Here is a 14,328-nt window from a genome sequence, read left to right on the forward strand (position 1 = left end):
CGGCGGGCAGGGCTCAGCCCCGGGTGCCGTTGAGCCAGGGCTCAGCCCGAGGACCGGCGGCCGAGGGCGTCGAGCAGCGCGCGCTCGCGTCCGGCGCTCAGGCCGCCCCGTCGCGTCCGGTCCAGTCCCTGCTCGCGTTCCCAGACCAGCGTGTCGGCCAGCAGCTCCGCCCGGGGTCGGTGGCGCAGCCCGGCGGCACGCGCAGCCGCCCCGCTGCGGGCGGACCAGCCCTCCCAGCCCGGCTCGACCAGCCACATCGGCAGCGACTCGGGCCCCATGTACTCGGCCACACCGTTGACCAGCAGCCATGCCGAATCGGCGGTGACCACCGGACCGGTGTGTCCGCCGACAGCGCGGGACAGCTCGATCCACTCACTGAACGGGACGACCGGACCGACCGCGTCGTACGTCCCCGTGCGCCCCGCCTCCGCGGCGTCGAGGAGCCAGGTGGTGAGGTCCCGCACGTCGACCACCTGTGTCGGTATGGCAGGTGTGCCGGGCACCAGCAGGGGTCCTCGCGGATCGCGGGCGGCACGGGCCACCCAGTAGCCGGAGCGGCCGCTGTGATCGCCGGGACCGCCGATGAGACCGGCGCGCGCGACCAGGAGGCGGTCGCCCACGACGGCCGTCGACGCCTCTTCGCAGGCAACCTTCGCCTCGCCGTACAGCGCCCGGTCCACCTCGCTCATGCCGGTCGGGGCGAGGAGGGCCGCGGACTCGTCCGCGTCCGGGGCGGCGTGGGAGGCGTAGGCGCTGACGGAGGAGACGTAGGTCCAGTGTTGGGCCGCGCCGCCCAGCTCGTCGAGCGCCGCACGGACGAACCCCGGCTGCCACGACACCTCGAAGACCGCGTCCCACGAGCGGTCGAGCAGCGGGGCGTACGCCGATGGGGTGCGCCGGTCGGCGGCCACCAGCCGCGCACCGTCCGCGACGTGCCCGCTCTCACCACGCGCCAGGCATGTCACCCGGTGGCCGCGCTCGATCGCCCGCCGCGACAGCTCGCGGCCCACCCATGCCGTTCCACCCAGAACCAAGATCTCCATGCCGACACCCAAACACCGGGACACCGGGCTTCCGGGCGGGTTCGCTGACAGCGGACCCGCTGCCGCCGGCCGACCCGCGGCTCGCCGCCGGGTTTCCGGCCCGCTCGCGGGGCCGTCCCTCCGCCCGTCAGCGGCCCCTGCGCACCCGGGCGGCCTTGCGGGCCTCCGCGGCCTGGCGGGCCTCGGCGGCCTTGCGGGACTCCTTCGGGGGACGGCCCGTGCGGGTCCCCATGCCACGGAAGGGGGCGTTGGTGTTCTTGGGCTTGTCCCCTGCCGGCGGGCGCTTGGCCCCGGTGAGGGTGGTCAGCGTCTCCTCACCGGACCGCACCTGGGTGACGGTCGGCCGGATCCCGGCGTCCGACATCATCCGGTTCACATCGCGCCGCTGACCGGGCGTGACCAGAGTGACCACGCGGCCCGACTCGCCCGCGCGGGCCGTACGACCGCCGCGGTGGAGATAGTCCTTGGGGTCGGCGGGCGGGTCGACGTTGACGACGAGGTCGAGGCTGTCGATGTGGATGCCGCGGGCGGCGACGTTGGTGGCCACCAGCACCGTGACCGCGCCGTCCTTGAACTGGGCCAGCGTGTGCGTCCGCTGCGGCTGTGACTTCCCGCTGTGCAGGGCGGCCGCCCGGATCCCGCTGCCCCGCAGATGCCGGGTGAACTGGTCCACTCCGAGCTTGGTGTCCAGGAACATCAGCACCCGGCCGTCCCGGGCGGCGATCTCGGTCGCGGTGGCGTACTTGTCGGCCGGATGGACGTTCAGCACATGGTGTTCCATCGTGGTGACGGAGCCCGCCGCCCGGTCGACCGACGCGAACACCGGATCGTGCAGGTACTGCCGCACCAGATGGTCGACATTGCGGTCGAGCGTCGCCGAGAACAGCATGCGCTGCCCGTCGGGGCGCACGAGGTCCAGGATCTCCGAGACCTGCGGCAGGAAGCCCAGGTCGCACATCTGGTCCGCCTCGTCCAGCACGGTGATCCGGACCTGGTCCAGGTGGCAGTCGCGGCGGGCGACCAGGTCGGCCAGCCGTCCCGGGGTGGCGACGACGACCTCGGCCCCGGCCCGGAGCGACGTCGCCTGCCGCCCGATCGACAGCCCGCCGACCACGGTCGCCAGCCGCAGCCCGAGCGTCCGCGCGTAGGGGGCTAGCGCGTCGCTCACCTGCTGCGCGAGTTCCCTGGTCGGTACGAGGACCAGTGCGCGGGGCCGTTTCGCTTCGGCCCGCCGGCCCGCCGTACGCACCAGCAGCGCGAGACCGAAGGCGAGGGTCTTGCCCGAGCCGGTCCGCGCGCGGCCGAGGACGTCACGGCCGGCGAGGGCGTTCGGCAGAGTGGCCGCCTGGATCGGGAACGGCTCCCGGACCGAGAGACCGGTCATCGTCGCCACCAGCTCCGCCGGAAGGTCCAGCTCGGCGAAGGACCCGGCCGGAGGCAGGCCCGGTACCACCGTCTCGGGCACCGAGAGCTCGCCCCGCGGCGCCGTGGCACGTCCGGTCCTGCCGGCGCCGGAGTGCCCGGCGGCTGACGGCTTCGCGTTCATGGGGAACCTTCCTCGATCTGGCGCCCGGAACGGGCGGGGCCCGTACCTCGTCTCGGTACGGGCCCCGGATGCCTCAAGCGTGGTGCCATTTTACCAGCGGGCGGATCCCCTCCGGCCGGTCGCCGTGGCGGTGCCGGGTCACCCCGGGCGGGCTCTCCCGGCCCCGGGGCACAACCGCCCCGCCGGGAGCCGTACCGGGACCGCCCGGGAGCGGACGCACGTGCGGCGCGGCCCGAAGACCGCGCCGCACGGGGACCCTGCCGGATCAGAGGCGGCGCAGAGCCGGATCAGAAGCGGCCGGCCTCGGCCGGGAAGCGCGGCGGGAGCTCACGGGCCAGCCCGTCCCGCTTCGGGGCGCCGACCGAACGGCAGGTCACGTCCTTCGCCGGCAGCTTGCCGGTGGTCAGGTACGCGTTGACCGTGCCGTTGACGCAGGAGGCGGGGTCGAAGAGGTAGACGCCATGGCCCTCCCCACCGGCCGCCAGGACCATGCGCGACCCCTTCAGCGCCCGGTGGAGGCCCCGGCCGCTGGACAGCGGAGTCTGGGAGTCCCACTCGTTCTGGACGGTCAGGACGCCCTTCCGGTTGTCCACCCGGGTCGCGGCCTCGACCGGCTTCTGCCAGAAGGCGCACGGCTTGATGTTGGAGGCGAAGTCGCCGTACAGCGGGTACCTGGCCTTGTCCCGGACCGCGTCACGGCGGTACTGCTCGGGATCGCGCGGCCAGGCGCCGGTGTCACCGCACACAACGGCCCAGAAGACCGCCGTGGTGTTGTCCTCCGGGGCCTCGACGGCGCGGCGCGCCGTCTCGGGCAGGCGCGCCTTCGCCGTTCCCCCCTCGGCGGCCGCCTTCAGGGCGGCCACGAACTCGGCGGCATCCTTGGGGCTGAAGAAGATCGGTCGGTGTGCCCGGATGTCGTCACCGGTGAACTTCTGGCCGTCGATGACGATCGGGTCCCGGTCGGCGCGGGCCACCAGGCCCCAGAAGGTCGTGGACACGGCGGCCGGCGTCCTGCCCAGCCGGTAGTGGCTCGCGCGCTCGGCGGTCCACTTCGTCCAGCGGGTGAACGCCGGCGCCGAACCGGACGCCCACACCTGCATCATGCCGCGCCAGATCCGCTGCGGGTCGACACCGCTGTCGAGGACGAAGCGGTCGGTCCGGTGGGGGTACATCTGGCTGTAGACGGCGCCCAGATAGGTGCCGTACGAATAGCCCAGGTAGGAGATCTTCCGCTCGCCCAGTACGGCGCGGATCGCGTCCATGTCCCGGGCCGTGTTGCGGGTGGTGAGGTGCGGCAGCACGGCCCCGGCCTTGGCCTGGCACTTGCGCGCGACGCCACGTGCCCATGAGACGTCGGCCTTGAACGTCGCGGCGTTGTAGGGACGTTCGGTGTTCTGCTCGGCGTCGGTGAGACCACAGGAGACCGGGCTGCTGCGGCCGACCCCCCGGGGGTCGAAGCCGATCAGGTCGTACCGCTCCCGCACTTGCTTGGGCATGAACTCGCCGACCATCGGCGGCAGGTCGGCTCCGCCACCCCCCGGGCCGCCCGGATTGAGCAGCAGCACGCCGTGCCGCTTGGTGGGGCTGGTGGCCTTGAGCCGGGATATCGACAGGTCGATCTTCCGGCCGGCGGGCTTGCGGTAGTCGAGGGGGACCTTGATCGTTGCGCACTGGAAGGCAGCCGGCTGCTCCGGGTCGCAGCGGTGCCACGCCGGCTTCTGCTGGAGGTACTGCGGCACTGGGGCAGCCGAGGCCTGCGCCGCCGGGACGAGCGCGGGCAACAGGGAGGCGAGGACGCCCGCGGCGATCAGTGGTGCGAATCTTTGGCTGCGCACTAACCATTCCTTTCGATGAACATCCTTCGAAAGCCACCCTGTTGCATCGAAGGGCCGGGCAAATCCCCCCGGAGGGTGGTTCGTCTACGACTCACGATGGAGTGGGCATCCGGCCACTGGCCGAAGATCGCGTGCGACTGTCCCGCCGGGGCCTCGACCGCCGCGGGGACCGGCCCCGCCGCGGGGACCGGCCCCGCCGCGGGGGCCGGCCCCGCCGCCGGGCCGGTGCGCCGACTGGCACGTGCCGTCGACGTCAGCGCAGTTGGTTCGGGGCGATCAGAGGACGGGGGCCGGTCAATCCCTCGGCCTGCGGCTGTGCGCGCCCGGGGAACGGCATGCCCGGACCGCCGAGTGCCCTGTCGACGTACCGGACCAGGGCGGCGCCTATCGGGTTCGGCTTCGGCTTGTCGTTCTCGTCGAAACGCTCGTACTTCATCAGGTTGTAGCCGATCGACACCTGCCGGCGGCCGTCCTCGGTGGACAGGGCCCAGGTGCCGGCCCCGAAGACGCCGCCGTCGTGGCCCCAGTACCAACCTCCGCCGGGCATCCGCAGGGTGTAGAGCCCCAGGCCGTACCGCAGCGCCACTTCCTGGCCGGGCTCCGGCTCGTATGCGGGGACGGTGGTCTTCATGGCGCGCAGTTCGGCGGGGCCGAGGAGCTTGCCGCCGAGCAGTTGCCGGTGGAAGTCGTTGAGGTCGCGCATCGTCGAGACCATCGCTCCGGCGGTGCCGGCCCAGGACATGTCATAGACGCTGTAATCGCGGGCCGGGTCGATGTATCCGTACATCGACTCGTACATCCTCGCGTGCGGCCCCGAAAGGTGAGGCGCGCGGGGGAAATAGGTGTGCCGCAGCCCGGCCGCACGGATGACGTTGCGGGTGATGTACGTTTCCGGGTCCTGTCCCGTGACCTCCCGCAACAGCAACCCGGCGATGATGTAACTGGTGTTGGCGTACGCGTGTGTGCCGCGCTCCGCGACGGGTCGGGCCGCGAGACCGAGCCGGACGAGTTCCTCCGGGGCGACGCGGCGGAAACGGTGCTCGTCGAGTGTTCCGCCCGGGTCCTGGGCCAGCCCCGGGAAGGCGGGCAGGACGTAGTCGGCGATGCCGCTGGTGTGGTTGAGGAGCATGCGGACCGTCACCTGCCGGCCGCGCTCACCCGGTATCAACTCGGGCAGGTAGCGCCCGATCGGCGCGTCGAGTTCGACGCGCCCCCGGTGGACCTGCTGAAGAACGGCCACGGCGGTGAAGGTCTTCGTGACGCTGCCTATGCGGTGCTCGAAGTCGGGTCGCATACGCCGCTCGGTGTCCACATCGGCCAGCCCGACGGCTCCCCGCCACTGCTCCGCGCCGTCACGCACCGACGAATAGGCGCCGTACATACCGGCTTTGTGGAAGGCCTGAAGGGACTCGCGGAGAGCCGCTCTGTCGAGTGGGCGGCCGGGCGTGGAGAAGGCGGCGGTGGAGGGCCCCGTCAGGCCGGACACCGACACCGCAGACGCGGACGCCGGGCGCGGTGTCGCCTGCGCGGGCAGCGCCGTCACGCCGAGCGAGAGAAGGGCAGCCGTGGCCACCGCGGCCAGGCGGGTCCTCCGCCGGTCCGGGCAGCGGTTGTTCGCACGGTTGAGGGGCATCGACACTCCAGTTCCGTCAGCTCTCGCACGGTGTGTGCTCGGTGCTCCCCATCCTTGTCGCGCCGGTGCGGCGGGCCCTCCACCCACGGAACGACCTTGCGCACAGGAACAGATGACATTTGTCAGGCGTCACCGGCGGGGGACACGGCGGGACACGGCGCGGCGGGTGCGGCGTGGCGGGGCGGGTGCGGGGGTCGCCCGCCCCCCACCCGTCGCCGCTGCCGGACGGGCGCCGGCCGGGCGGCAACCGGGGGACTCAGGCCGCGGCCGTGGTGAAGACCCCCGCCCGCGCCGCTGCGGCCGCCGCCTCGGCGGCGCGGTCCGCGCTCGTCTCGTCGAGCGGCTCATCGGTGGTCAGCAGCCGGTAGTACAGGGGAGCGGAGACGGCGCGGATCACCTCGCGGGTGTCGGTCCCGGCGGGCAGCTCGCCCCGTTCCACGGCTTGCCGCACGCACGGCTCCCACTCCTCGACACGCGTCTCGTAGAAGCGGTGGAGGGCGGCAGCGGTCTGGTCGTCACAGGTCGCGGCGGCGATCACTGCCTTGAACAGTGCCCCTTGCCGGGGGTCGGCCAGGGTCCGCTGGACGAGCCGGGCATTGGCACGCAGGTCGCCGAGGAGGGTGCCCGTCCGGGAGCGGGGGAGCGACCGCTCGGCCATGTCCACGAGCAGGTCGGCGACCAGATTGGCCGGCGTCCCCCAGCGGCGGTAGACGGTCGTTCTCCCCACCTCCGCGCGACGGGCCACATCGGCGAGGTCGAGGTGGGCGAGGCCGCCCTCGGCGAGTGCGTCGCCGGCGGCCCGCAGCACGGCGGCCCGCACGCGCGCCGTGCGTCCGCCCGGACGCACGGTCCCGGGGTCCGTCTTTCCCGAAGCCACTAATGGGACTCCTGTTCCACTTAGGGTGCCGTTCCTGCTACGTTGGGCCTCAGGTTAACGGGAAAAGAGTCCCGTTAGCGAGTGTCCCATGTCCGCGGGTCGGCATGGGTGAGAGGTCGGTCATGGAGACGAGACGGCTGGGCGCGTCAGGACTGATGGTGCCCGTGCTGAGCTTCGGCGCGGGAACGTTCGGCGGGCGCGGGGAACTCTTCGGCGCCTGGGGCACCACCGATGCCGTCGAGGCGAGGCGTCTGGTGGACATCTGCCTGGAGGCGGGAGTGACCATGTTCGACACCGCTGACGTCTACTCCGGCGGCGCCTCGGAGGAGGTGCTCGGTGCCGCCGTCAAGGGGCGGCGCGACCAGGTCATCCTCTCCACGAAGGCCGGCCTGCCGATGGGGGAGGGCCCCGGGGACGCCGGAACCTCGCGCTCGCGCCTCATCAGGGCCGTCGACGACGCCCTGCGCCGCCTCGGCACGGACTACATCGACCTCTTCCAGCTGCACGCCTTCGACGCCGGAACGCCCGTGCAGGAGGTGCTCTCCACACTGGACGACCTCGTCAGGGAGGGAAAGCTCCGCTACACCGGAGTGTCCAACTTCTCGGGCTGGCAACTGATGAAGTCGCTGGACCTGGCCGACAGGCACGGCTACCAGCGGTATGTGGCGCACCAGGTCTACTACTCCCTGGTGGGCCGTGACTACGAGTGGGAACTGATGCCGCTCGGACTCGACCAGGGCGTCGGCGCCGTCGTCTGGAGTCCTCTGGGGTGGGGACGGCTGACCGGCAAGATCCGCCGCGGCCGTCCGCTTCCCGCCGGGAGCCGACTGCACGCCACCGCTGACTACGGCCCGCCGGTGGCGGACGGTCTCCTGTTCCAGGTGGTCGACGTCCTGGACGAGATCGCGGAGGAGACCGGCAGGACACTGCCCCAGATCGCCATCAACTGGCTGCTGCGGCGTCCCACCGTCTCCTCCGTCATCATCGGAGCCCGTGACGAGGCGCAACTCCGGCAGAACCTCGGCGCGGTCGGGTGGACTCTGACCGCGGGTCAAGTCGCGAGGCTCGACGCCGCGAGCGCCAAGACCGCTCCCTACCCCTACTTCCCGTACGAGCGGCAGGAAGGCTTCGCCCGCCTCAACCCGAGCCCGGTCATGAACCGGGACGCCGGGTGACGGACGGGACTTGGCAGTGACCGGCGGTGTCCGTGGCTGAGAGCCCCGCACGGCCCGGCCTCCGCCGGCCGGCCGGGGGCGTGGGAGCTGGGCGAGGTGTTGTGCTTTCCGCCCGTCAGGACGGAGGTGGCCCACAGGGTGAGTTCATCGGCGACGGCTTCGGTGGTGCCGCAGCCGGCGGCGGCGTGCGCGTCGGCGTAGTCCCGCAGGATCCTCCGGTTCTTCAGCCGCGACAGGGCGTGTTCGACCCGTGCTCGGGCTTGGCGGTGGACGGCGTGCTCTGCTTCCTGCTGTGGGTTGAGGTGGCTCCGGTCTCGTCGTTCGCGGTGCGGGACGAGGAGACCGGACGGGGAAACCCTGCGCGGGCCCCTTCGCCCGCGCCTCACCGTTCAGGAGGGCGGGAGCACCCGGCACCACCGCTACGAGAACAGCCTCTCGATCGCCGGGGCGTGCACCCCTCCCTGAGAGGCCGAGGGCACCGAGGAGCGGGCCGGCCCACGTGAGCCCGGGTCAGGGGCGGGTGCCGGCAGTCAGCAGACCGGCCAGCGCCGACGGGCCGCCCTCCGCCAGGGCCACCCGCTGTTTCGAAGCGCCCGTCCCCTGGGAGAGCAGACGGGTGACCGACCCGGCCACCCGGTCCAGGTCTCCCGTGTCCTCCAGCGCGGGCGCCACATGTTCGAGCAGTGCGGTGACGACGTCGGCCGCCGGTGCCGGGCGCAGCCCCATCGGGTGGAGCAGGGTCTTCTCCAGGCCGTCGCGCGCACCGCGCCACACGGCCGCCGACACCAGCTCCTGCGGTACGCGGACGAGCGCGTGCCCTTGGCGTGCCTGTCGTACGAGGGTCGTCACCAGAGCCCTGAGCAGACCGGCGAACATGACCGCTTCGTCCAGGCCGAGCTGAACGTCCATGGCGCGGACCTCGACCGTCGGGTAGCGGTCGGAGAGCCTGGCCTGCCAGTACAGCTGGCCGCGCCCCCGGATCATTCCCGACTCGATCAGCTCCGCCGTACGGGCCCGGTAGTCGCGGGCGTCGGCGAACAGCGGCTGCGGACCGCCGACGGGCCACCGCCCGTACGCGATGGTGCGCCAGCTGGCGAACCCGGTGTCCCGCCCGTCCCACAGGGGCGAGTTGGCGGCCATGGCGGTCAGCACCGGCAGCCAGGGGCGCAGCCGGTTCAGCACCTCGACGCCCAGGTCGCGGTCGTCGATGCCCACGTGGACGTGCATGCCGTTGATCATGTGTTCATGGATCAGCGGCGGTGTGTCCGCGGAGAGGTCCTCATACGGTGTGCCCTCCGTCACCAGGACCGGGCCCGGCCCCTGCCGCGGCCCCGCGCCCGTCGTCGCCACCCGGCATCCGGCGGCCGCCGCGGCCTCGCCCACCAGGCGGCGCAGCCGCCCGAGGTGTTCGGCCACCTCGTCCAGTTCCCGGCACACCGGGGTGCCGATCTCGATCTGCGACCGCAGCAGTTCGGGGGACAGGTCACCCGGTCTGTCCCCCAGGAGCGCCCGGGCCTCCGCCAGCACCCGGTCGTTTCGCGGCACCGGCGACAGGCCGTCCGCCTCGATCAGCAGGTACTCCTCCTCAACGCCGAATGTGGTCATCCGGCGCTCTGCCGACGAGTCGGTCGCCGCCGAGCCACCCGGCACCGCTCGCCTCCACCGCGCCAACTGCCCGGGACAGGTGTCCACCTCACGTCTGGCCTCCACGCCCGTTGTCGTCGAGTCGATCACTGCCCGCCGGCCCGCGAGTCATGCAGTGCCCCAGGAATACCACCGTCCCGTTGAAACGGTGTCCACCGGGCACGGTCTTCCGACGCTCCAGCTTGGCCACGGAGTGGCGCACCCGGCGCGCCCGCCGCCGGCCCACTGCGCCGATTGGCGCACACGCACCAACGACACCCCCTGCCTCGGCCCACCGGGCGTCCGGCAGGAAAGGCCGGATCGGCCGGATCGGCCGGCTCAGGAGCGGATGGGCGGCAGCAGCGGTGGGAACCTGTCCCAGCGGACGATCTCGCATCCGTCGGACCGCCGGAAGTCCGTATCCACCGGCCGGCCCGCCCAGGTGCCTTCGAGGTGGGCGGTGGCCGGCCCTCCGTACTGCAGGGAGCACTGGGTGCCCGGCGGCACCGGCGCGAAGGGGTCCTCGCCCCACCTGGTCAGCTCGTCGAGCCTGTCGCAGGCGGCCTGCGGAGCGGGGTGCGACCCCGCCGCGGGGTGGCAGGACAACTCGAAGGTCCCGTCGTTGGCCGGGTCCCCGCTGTTGGTCACGGTGAGCCTCAGATGATCTCCGGGCCATGGCGCAGCCGCCGCGCCGTTACCCGCCGAGAGAAGGACGGTGGCCAGTACGAGGGTGAGACCGCTGGATCGCAGCACGGATACTCCTGGGGCAAGGGCTCGGCGCGGCCCAGCCTCTGTCCGGACCGGCACCGAGCGGCAGCAGCGCGGTGCGGCAGCACCACCTCGTGCGTCAACCGCCGCCGACCGGAGAAGTCACGCCATCGGCCCGGCGCTCGGCGCCTGTCCGATCATCGGAGCGCGAGCGGCAGGGGGCTGTCCGCCGGACGGGCGGCGGTCACTCCCGCGCACCGGTGCGCGAATGCCTCCGACCGCACGGCAGGCGGTACGGGCGATACGGACGGTCCGGCAATTCCGGTGATGCCGTGGTGCGGGACCGTGCCGATGGTGGAGGCGCTGCGGTCACGGCTCAGGCCGTGCTCGCCGGGGCGATCTCCTTGATCAGCTCCTCGACCAGGCCCTTGATCTCGTCGCGGATGGGCCGGACGGCCTCCACTCCCTGCCCGGCCGGGTCCTCCAGCTTCCAGTCCAGGTAGCGCTTGCCGGGGAAGACGGGGCAGGTGTCGCCGCACCCCATGGTGACGCAGACGTCGGAATCCTCGACGGCGTCGACGGTGAGGATCTTGGGGGTCTGGGCGGAGATGTCGATGCCGACCTCGCGCATCGCCTCGACGGCGGCCGGGTTGACCCGGCCGGCGGGGGCGGAACCGGCGGAGCGGACCTCGACACGGTCCCCGGCGAGGTGGGACAGCCAGGCGGCGGCCATCTGGGAGCGGCCGGCGTTGTGGACGCAGACGAACAGCACGGAGGGCTTGTCGGGCACGGCAGGTCTCTTCTCAGGCGGACGGACGGGCATGAGCGAGGAACGTCATCGAGCCCGGTGGTGTCAGTCACCACTGATGTGACAGTATCAGCGCATGATGACGTCAGTCGACACTGAACTGATGCGGGTACTGGCCGACCCGCTCAGGCTGCGGATCGTGACCCTGCTGGCCCGCGAGACGCTGTGCACCACGCATCTGGTGGAGGAGACCGGCGCCCGGCAGACCAACCTCTCCAACCACCTGCGGGTGCTGCGGGAGGCCGGGGTGGTGGAGACCGAGCCGTGCGGCCGGTTCACCTACTACCGGCTCAGGCCCGACGTCATCGCCGCTCTCGCGGAACAGTTCGCCGCTCTCGCCGAATCCGCCCGCGCCACCGACAACAAGAGGGCCTGTCCGTGACCGGTACCGAAACCCCCGCGACCGTCCAGGAACCCTCCGTCGTCGCCAAGCTGTCCACGCTCGACCGCTTCCTCGCCGTCTGGATCCTCGCCGCGATGGCTCTGGGACTCGGGCTCGGCCGCCTGATCCCGGACCTGAACGACACGCTCAGCAAGGTGGAGATCGGCGGTGTCTCCCTGCCGATCGCACTCGGGCTGCTGGTCATGATGTACCCGGTACTGGCCAAGGTCCGTTACGACAGGCTCGACGCGGTCACCGGCGACCGGAAGCTGATGGTCTCGTCCCTGGTGATCAACTGGGTGCTGGGGCCGGCGGTGATGTTCGCCCTCGCGTGGGCGTTCCTGCCGGATCTGCCCGAGTACCGCACCGGCCTGATCATCGTCGGTCTGGCCCGCTGCATCGCCATGGTCATCATCTGGAACGACCTGGCGTGCGGCGACCGCGAGGCCGCCGCTGTCCTGGTCGCGCTCAACTCCGTCTTCCAGGTCCTCGCCTTCGGGCTGCTCGGCTGGTTCTACCTCGACCTGCTGCCGGGCTGGCTCGGCCTGGGCGACGGCGACCACCTCGACATCTCCATGTGGAAGATCGCGCTGAATGTCGTCGTCTTCCTCGGCGTCCCGCTGCTCGCGGGCTTCCTCACCCGCCGCATCGGCGAGAAGAAGCTCGGCCGCCGCTCCTACGAGGCGGACTTCCTGCCGAGGATCGGACCGTGGGCGCTCTACGGGCTGCTGTTCACGATTGTGATCCTGTTCGCCCTCCAGGGGAAGACGATCACCTCGCAGCCGCTGGATGTCGCCCGCATCGCCCTGCCGCTGCTGGTGTACTTCGCGGTCATGTGGTTCGGCACCTTCCTGCTCGGCAAGGCGATCGGCCTGAACTACGACCGCACCGCGACCCTCGCCTTCACGGCGGCCGGCAACAACTTCGAGCTGGCCATCGCGGTCGCCATCGCCACCTTCGGTGTCACCTCCGGCCAGGCCCTGTCCGGTGTCGTCGGCCCGCTCATCGAGGTTCCCGTCCTCATCGCGCTGGTGTACGTGTCGCTGGCCTGGCGCGGGAAGTTCGCCACCACGCCGTGACACACCGCTTCATCCCCCGCTGACACCGACAGTCACACCCTCCGGCACGGGGCACGGCCGGTGCCGCCCCGCTCGGCAGCCGGCGCCGGCGGGGCGCGCACCGGCGGGCGGTGGCCGGTCCGCCCACGCCGGGCTCACCCGCCCGCATGCCCCAGGTACGGAAACACCCTGACCACAACGGGCGGTGCGGACCGGATGGCGCGTCCATGGAGTGGCCGGTACGCGTGTGACAGGTCGGTGCCGCCGCGCGCGACGCCGGCGCGCCAGGGCCGAGGGGCGGCGGGCTGCCCGCCCTCGCCCCTGGCTCCTCTCAGCGAGGCCCGACCAGGCGGAACACCGGATGACGTCGTACTTCGGCCAGGAACTCCTGGTGCGTGGAGCTCGCGGTCACATCGAAGTACGGGCGGGTGACCGGCACCTCGCGCCAGTACTGGCGCAGAACCGGCACGCTCTCCTCCGCACCCGCCTCGACGGCGCGCAGTCGCTCCGAACGGCCGCCCCGGCTGAGGGTCACGTCGCCGGCCACCCGGACGTTGCGCACCCAGTTCGTCACCCCGTAAGCCGCCACCAGCCAGCGCTCGCCGTCCCTCTCCATCACATCGACCGGAATCGAGTACGCGCGCCCCGTCTTCCTGCCCACCACGGTCAGGACGTGCCGGTAGCCCTTTCCCAGACCCGCACGAGTCATCGCGAGGAACACGGCGTTCACCGCCTTCGTGCCGACGCCGATTCGATAGGTCTTCGCCATCACCGCTCCTGTCTCCACCATCGCCGGCCACCGTCTTCCGATGCCCGCCGCCACCCTTTCAGCCCGATGGGCCGGAGGAGCGATTGTCCGCCAGGCTGCCGCACCGGCCGGACGAGCACGGGGCACGGCCGGTCACCCGCCGAGCGCCCCAGGGCGTGGAAGGGCGCCACTCCGGCCGCCGGGCTCTTCCCCGCCGGGCTCCTCCCGCCGGTTCTCCCAGCCGGGACGCCGATCTCGCACCGGGCTGAGTATCCGTACTCATGTGGCCGTCCGGGCACGCGCCGCAGGGTGGTGGGATGAGCAACCTGCCGATCGCACCACCGGCCCATGACGCCTCGGTGAAGCCCCCGGCCGGACGGGGCGCCGACGTGGGGATGTCGTGTCTGCTGGTGTTCGTCGAACTGGCCGCGCTGGCGGTGATCCTGATCATCTGGCCCTTCCTGGACCATTTCGATCTCGCACGCGATCCGGACGAGCCCGTGGAACCGGTGTCGATGTGGCGCTACCTGCCCGCCGTCGGCGGAGTGGGGCTGCTGGCGCTCGTGGCCGCCGTGATCGCCTCCCGCGCCCGGGCCGTGGTCACGGTGGTGAGCCAGGGGGCGATGGCCGTACTGGTCACTCTGCTCGTCTTCGGCGGTGGCACCCTGCAGGACCGGCTGGACGAACACGACGGCCGCCCCCTCCCGGCGCCGACCTCGGGCGTGCCGGGGTGCCGCAGTGGGGGTAGCAACAGCGAATGCGCGAAGCACGGCGGGTGACCGGGTCCGGCCGGCCGGGCACGCGAACCGCCGCGGCCGGCCGTCCGCCGGACGCAGCCGACGGGCCGGATACCCGGACGTGGCCCGGCCGCCCCGCGGAGAGCGGTGGCGGC

13 protein-coding genes and 2 pseudogenes are annotated in these 14,328 nt (G+C 72.2%); 5 read left to right on the top strand and 10 right to left on the bottom strand.

Features of this window, described 5'->3' with window-relative positions; translation table 11 throughout:
* Nucleotides 1–41: 41 nt before the first annotated feature.
* The 5 genes from AB0H53_RS23870 to AB0H53_RS23890 form a co-directional block, all read right to left on the bottom strand.
* Entirely contained in the window at nucleotides 42–1,043 is a 1,002-nt protein-coding gene (locus tag AB0H53_RS23870; RefSeq protein ID WP_362116849.1) for an NAD-dependent epimerase/dehydratase family protein, read from the bottom strand.
* Between the two features lie 127 nt (nucleotides 1,044–1,170).
* Nucleotides 1,171–2,589 (bottom strand): DEAD/DEAH box helicase, encoded by a 1,419-nt coding sequence (locus AB0H53_RS23875; protein WP_362116852.1) that lies wholly within the window; start codon nucleotides 2,587–2,589, stop codon nucleotides 1,171–1,173.
* Nucleotides 2,590–2,876: 287 nt separating this feature from the next.
* A complete protein-coding gene (locus tag AB0H53_RS23880) occupies nucleotides 2,877–4,424 on the bottom strand; it encodes an alpha/beta hydrolase (RefSeq protein WP_362116855.1) in 1,548 nt (515 codons plus the stop codon).
* Between the two features lie 253 nt (nucleotides 4,425–4,677).
* Entirely contained in the window at nucleotides 4,678–6,057 is a 1,380-nt protein-coding gene (locus AB0H53_RS23885; RefSeq protein ID WP_362116858.1) for a serine hydrolase domain-containing protein, read from the bottom strand.
* Between the two features lie 256 nt (nucleotides 6,058–6,313).
* Nucleotides 6,314–6,934, bottom strand: a complete 621-nt coding sequence (locus AB0H53_RS23890) for a TetR/AcrR family transcriptional regulator (protein ID WP_362116861.1) — start codon at nucleotides 6,932–6,934, stop codon at nucleotides 6,314–6,316.
* Between the two features lie 122 nt (nucleotides 6,935–7,056).
* On the opposite strand from AB0H53_RS23890, the gene AB0H53_RS23895 reads away from it, so the two are divergent.
* On the top strand, nucleotides 7,057–8,109 hold the full coding sequence (locus AB0H53_RS23895; RefSeq protein WP_362116864.1) for an aldo/keto reductase: 1,053 nt from the start codon (nucleotides 7,057–7,059) through the stop codon (nucleotides 8,107–8,109).
* A 200-nt stretch (nucleotides 8,110–8,309) separates the two neighbouring features.
* On the opposite strand, the pseudogene AB0H53_RS23900 reads toward AB0H53_RS23895, so the two are convergent.
* A pseudogene (locus AB0H53_RS23900) lies at nucleotides 8,310–8,456 on the bottom strand (IS5/IS1182 family transposase); the annotation flags it as partial.
* On the opposite strand from AB0H53_RS23900, the pseudogene AB0H53_RS23905 reads away from it, so the two are divergent.
* A pseudogene (locus AB0H53_RS23905) lies at nucleotides 8,440–8,574 on the top strand (ketosteroid isomerase); the annotation flags it as partial. The pseudogenes AB0H53_RS23900 and AB0H53_RS23905 overlap by 17 nt on opposite strands.
* Nucleotides 8,575–8,619: 45 nt before the next feature.
* Here the strand turns inward: AB0H53_RS23905 and AB0H53_RS23910 are convergent.
* From AB0H53_RS23910 to AB0H53_RS23920, 3 genes are all read right to left on the bottom strand, one after another.
* The gene (locus AB0H53_RS23910; protein WP_362116867.1) at nucleotides 8,620–9,714 is read right to left on the bottom strand and encodes a glutamate--cysteine ligase; all 1,095 of its coding nucleotides are present in this window, start codon (nucleotides 9,712–9,714) and stop codon (nucleotides 8,620–8,622) included.
* A 357-nt stretch (nucleotides 9,715–10,071) separates the two neighbouring features.
* Entirely contained in the window at nucleotides 10,072–10,485 is a 414-nt protein-coding gene (locus AB0H53_RS23915; RefSeq protein ID WP_362116870.1) for an SSI family serine proteinase inhibitor, read from the bottom strand.
* Between the two features lie 331 nt (nucleotides 10,486–10,816).
* Nucleotides 10,817–11,230 (bottom strand): arsenate reductase ArsC, encoded by a 414-nt coding sequence (locus tag AB0H53_RS23920; RefSeq protein ID WP_362116873.1) that lies wholly within the window; start codon nucleotides 11,228–11,230, stop codon nucleotides 10,817–10,819.
* Between the two features lie 94 nt (nucleotides 11,231–11,324).
* Here AB0H53_RS23920 and AB0H53_RS23925 point away from each other — a divergent pair, with 94 nt between their 5' ends.
* Nucleotides 11,325–11,630, top strand: coding sequence for a metalloregulator ArsR/SmtB family transcription factor (locus AB0H53_RS23925; RefSeq protein WP_362116876.1), 306 nt, complete (start codon nucleotides 11,325–11,327; stop codon nucleotides 11,628–11,630).
* Nucleotides 11,627–12,709, top strand: a complete 1,083-nt coding sequence (gene arsB / locus AB0H53_RS23930; protein WP_362116879.1) for an ACR3 family arsenite efflux transporter — start codon at nucleotides 11,627–11,629, stop codon at nucleotides 12,707–12,709. The genes AB0H53_RS23925 and arsB overlap by 4 nt, the downstream gene beginning before the upstream one ends.
* A 310-nt stretch (nucleotides 12,710–13,019) precedes the next feature.
* On the opposite strand, the gene AB0H53_RS23935 is transcribed toward arsB, so the two are convergent.
* The gene (locus tag AB0H53_RS23935) at nucleotides 13,020–13,457 is read right to left on the bottom strand and encodes a nitroreductase family deazaflavin-dependent oxidoreductase (RefSeq protein ID WP_362116882.1); all 438 of its coding nucleotides are present in this window, start codon (nucleotides 13,455–13,457) and stop codon (nucleotides 13,020–13,022) included.
* Nucleotides 13,458–13,753: 296 nt separating this feature from the next.
* On the opposite strand from AB0H53_RS23935, the gene AB0H53_RS23940 reads away from it, so the two are divergent.
* Nucleotides 13,754–14,215: a DUF6234 family protein gene (locus AB0H53_RS23940; protein WP_362116885.1), complete on the top strand. Its 462-nt coding sequence runs from the start codon at nucleotides 13,754–13,756 to the stop codon at nucleotides 14,213–14,215.
* Nucleotides 14,216–14,328 lie beyond the last annotated feature (113 nt).

This window comes from Streptomyces sp. NPDC050856 (assembly GCF_040653855.1).
In the GTDB taxonomy this organism is placed as follows: Bacteria; Actinomycetota; Actinomycetes; order Streptomycetales; family Streptomycetaceae; genus Streptomyces.